Origin of the sequence: Streptomyces sp. UNOB3_S3, assembly GCF_020740895.1 — a bacterium.
GTDB lineage: Bacteria > Actinomycetota > Actinomycetes > Streptomycetales > Streptomycetaceae > Streptomyces.
Window position 1 is genome coordinate 1 of record NZ_JAILXP010000536.1, and the last position, 3,573, is coordinate 3,573.

The 3,573-nt window shown below is 73.0% G+C and carries 4 protein-coding genes; 1 reads left to right on the top strand and 3 read right to left on the bottom strand.

The window, feature by feature from the left end:
• The 3 genes from K6I33_RS33155 to K6I33_RS33165 form a co-directional block, all read right to left on the bottom strand.
• On the bottom strand, nt 1-1,181 hold a 1,181-nt coding region (locus K6I33_RS33155), incomplete at its 3' end, for a serine protease (RefSeq protein WP_229358391.1).
• A gap of 118 nt (nt 1,182-1,299) precedes the next feature.
• Entirely contained in the window at nt 1,300-1,755 is a 456-nt protein-coding gene (locus tag K6I33_RS33160) for a tellurite resistance TerB family protein (protein ID WP_229358392.1), read from the bottom strand.
• A 99-nt stretch (nt 1,756-1,854) separates the two neighbouring features.
• On the bottom strand, nt 1,855-2,883 hold the full coding sequence (locus tag K6I33_RS33165; RefSeq protein WP_229358394.1) for a rod shape-determining protein: 1,029 nt from the start codon (nt 2,881-2,883) through the stop codon (nt 1,855-1,857).
• 266 nt (nt 2,884-3,149) lie between these two features.
• Here K6I33_RS33165 and K6I33_RS33170 point away from each other — a divergent pair, with 266 nt between their 5' ends.
• Complete coding sequence (locus K6I33_RS33170) at nt 3,150-3,479, top strand: UBP-type zinc finger domain-containing protein (protein ID WP_229358396.1); 330 nt, start codon at nt 3,150-3,152, stop codon at nt 3,477-3,479.
• Nucleotides 3,480-3,573 lie beyond the last annotated feature (94 nt).

Consider the following 3,573-nt stretch of genomic DNA (forward strand, 5'->3'; position numbering starts at 1 on the left):
GTGTACCAGCGCGCCTCGTCCGGGCCGCCGCGCAGCTCCCCGGCGCCGTCCCACCGGCCTCCCGTCGTGGTGACCTCGTGACCCCACCCCTGGGCGTCCACCCGCCCGCCGTGGTTCGAGAAGGGGAGCCGGGAGCGGTCGGGGCCGTGGTCCCGGCCGTGGGTGCCGGGCGGCGGGGCACCGGCGCCCACGAGCACGGCCCCGGAGTCGGCTCCGGAGCCGGCCCCGCCGGAATCCGCTCCCCGCAGGGGATTGCGCCACCAGGCCGGAAACCCGTCCGGCCGGGCGTCGTACAGCGCGTCGTCCAGCCGTTCCCCGCCGTTCCCGGCGGCGGCCACGACGAGCACGCCCTTGGCCGTCGCGTGGCGGACGGCCGCGTGGTCGTCGGGCCACCACTCCAGGGGGAGGCAGCCGCGCTGGTCGTCGCGGGCGGCCCAGCCGTGGCGGGGGCCGGGCCGGTGCAGCGGGAGGAGGACGATCCCGCCCGGCGGTAGCCGGTCCGCCGCGGCCAGGACGGCGCGGGCGGTGCCGATGCCGGGGAAGGCCGCGGTGGCGGTGCGGGCGCCGGGCGCGATGCCGGTGATGCCGGAGCCGGTGCGGTCGCCGCCGATGACGCCCAGCGCGTGGGTGCCGTGATTGCGCCAGGCCGGGTCGTCCAGGGGCTGGCCCGCGACGACGCCGGTGAGCTTGTGGCCGAGCCCCTCGTGGCCGAGCTGCCAGGCGGCGTCCACCACGACGACGCCCACGCCCTCGCCCGTGCCGCCGGGGCGGCTCCAGGCCCAGCGGGCGTCGACGCCGCCGGGGGCGGGTCCGAGGTAGCCCTGGCGGGGGCTGAGGTCGGGGGTATGAGGCGCGAGCTCGCGGCCGGCGGGCAGCGTGCCCGGTTTGACGTACGCGGTGTCGATGCCGGGCAGGGTGCCGAGCCGGACGGCGAGTTCGTCGAGGTGGCGTTCGGTGCCGCGCACCCGGTGGAAGAGGGCGAGTTCGGGGACGGCCGGACGGGCGGGGGCGAGCGGCTCCAGGGTGAGCCGTTCGTCGGCGAGGAAGGCGTCGAGCGCGGACAGGTCGGCTCCGCCGGTGGACCGTACGCCCGTGGGGCCGGCGCGCAGCGCGGCCTCGGGGCGGGCGACCGCGATCAGCTCACGGCCGACGGGTAGGTAGGTGAAGCCCTCGACCACCACCCGTACACGGTGGCGGGGACGGGCGAAGGCGGGCAAGGCGGCCGGTCACGACTCCGACGGGAATCCGTCAGAAGCCGTGACCGCCACAAGCGCGTCGGATCCTCCTCAGAGGTCGAACTCAGAGGTCGAACTCCGCCGGGTTGATACCGAGCGCGAAGCACACCTCGCGGACGACGGCCTGCTCCGTCTTGTCGAAGTCGCCGTCCGCGCCGCCGATGACAATGCCGATCTGAATGACGGCACGCGCTTCGGTCGGCTTCTTCTGGACCTTGCCGATGGTCTGGAGAATGCTGACCTTGCCGAACTCGAAATCGGTCGTCAGCTTCTGGCAGTAGTCGTTGAAACGTGCCTGGAGATCGTCGACGGGGAAGTTCCGCAGGACGTCATTGGTGGCGATCAGAGAAGCGACGCGCTGTCGCTCGGAAGCGTCGATCGAGCCGTCAGCAGCCGCCACCAGAGCGCACATTGCCATGCTCGCGTCACGGAATGCGCCGCTCTTGAGCTCGTTCTTCTTCGCCAGCAGCTGGCCCTGCATGGTGGTCGCCGAATCCTTGAGCCGGTCCCAGAGCGCCATGTGCGTCAATCTCCTTGTGAATACGGGGGTGCACTGGCAGAACTGTTGAGACGGGTAAAGAAGTTCCCAAGGGGGACCGGCGAGAGGTCGGCCGGGAGGTCAGCTGTGCGCCGCGTCGAGATGAAGTGGCTTGATCTTTCCCTCGATCATCGCGCCCAGCCCGATGACGGAACACACATCGGGATTGTCGGCGATGCGCACCACCATGCCCGTGGCCTGCTCGATCATCGTGTCCAGCCCGGGGAGGCGGGCGCTGCCGCCCGCGAGCATGATCCCGCGCTCGGCGAGATCGGCGACCAGATCGGGCGGGCACTGGCGCAGCACCCGGCCGATCGCGTCGAGCACGGCGGTGAGCGGGGTGTGGATGGCCTCGCGGACGTGGGCGGTGTTGACGAGCACCGTGCGCGAGAGCCCCGTGGCGACGTCGCGCCCGCGTACCTCCGCCTCGCAGCCCATGCGCGCGGGGTCGTAGAGCGCGAGGTGGAGCGGGTGCAGCCCCTGGGAGGGCAGCATCAGCTCGTGGACGCTGCGCAGGTGCTGGATGACGGCGTAGTCGATGGCGTCCCCGCCGATCGAGACCTTCTCGGCGGCGACGATGGAGCCGAGCGAGAGCACGGCGACCTGGGTGGAGGCGGCGCCGCACACCACGATCATCGTGGCCTCCGGCCGCTCGACGGGCAGTCCGCAGCCGACGGCGGCGGCGATGAGCGTGTCGACCAGCTCGACGCGGCGGGCGCCGAGCGCGCTCAGCACCTCGACGGCCGCCCGCTGGGCGATCGGCTCGGCGTCGTGCGGCAGGCAGACGGCGGCCCGCAGCATCGGCTTGCGCCGCCAGGCGCGGCGGATCTTGTCGTTGACCAGGAAGCGCAGCATCCGCTGGGCCATGTCGATGTCGACGACCGTGCCGCCGGAGATGGGCCGTACGACCTTGATGTGCTCGGGCGTCCGCCCGGCCATTCCTCCGGCCAGTGAGCCCACCGCGATCAGCGACCCCGTCCGGGAGTTGACGGCGGCGAGGCTCGGCTCGTCCACGATCAGCCCGGTGTCCTTGAGATAGACGCGGGTTCTGGCGGCTCCGAGGTCGACGGCGACGGTGCAACGGGTCAGCTGTTCGAGGCTGAGGGTCATCACGGTCCTGCCCTGGGGTGCGCGACGGGTGAGGCATGTGGGGAACACGGCCATCGTGCAAGGCGGCGCGCCGCGCTGCCCGCTGAAATGGGCTGCACGGGGGCATGCGCGCGCCCGAAAGAGCGGGCGGTGAGCGGGGGCGGATACGGACACCCCCGTAGCCCGTGTCCGCACCCCGGCTCACGGGAAGGAGTCTGCCAGCACCCACTGACAATCCCCGTGACCTCGGCTTTCGCCCCGGTGCGGAGGGGCCTACGCTCGAAGGTATGACCGAGCCGCTCTCCTGGCGGGTCGCCGCGGACCTGGAAGGCCGTCCGACGGACCGGTCCTGCGCCCATCTGGCGCAGACCGCGCGCGAGGTGACCCCGAGCACGACGGAAGGCTGCGAGGACTGCCTGCGCATCGGCGCGACGTGGGTCCACCTCCGCGAATGCCTCACGTGCGGCCACATCGGCTGCTGCGACAGCTCCCCCCACCACCACGCGACCACCCACGCGCGGGAAAACGCCGGCCACGACATCGCCCGGTCCTTCGAACCGGGCGAGACGTGGGCGTGGTGCTACGCGGACGAGGTCCTGCTCCTGCCGCCGCCGTAACCCGGGGCCGGGGCCGCGCGGGCGGGCCGGACGGGGCCGGGCGGGCCGTCAGCCCCCCTTCCGCACCCCCGGCCGGTACCCCGCGTGCGCCTGC

What these genes read in the sequence shown, in the direction of transcription:
- K6I33_RS33170 (WP_229358396.1), top strand. Translation starts at nt 3,150, where the DNA reads ATGACCGAGCCGCTCTCCTGGCGGGTCGCCGCGGACCTGGAAGGCCGT.
- K6I33_RS33165 (WP_229358394.1), bottom strand. Translation starts at nt 2,883, where the DNA reads ATGACCCTCAGCCTCGAACAGCTGACCCGTTGCACCGTCGCCGTCGAC.
- K6I33_RS33160 (WP_229358392.1), bottom strand. Translation starts at nt 1,755, where the DNA reads ATGGCGCTCTGGGACCGGCTCAAGGATTCGGCGACCACCATGCAGGGC.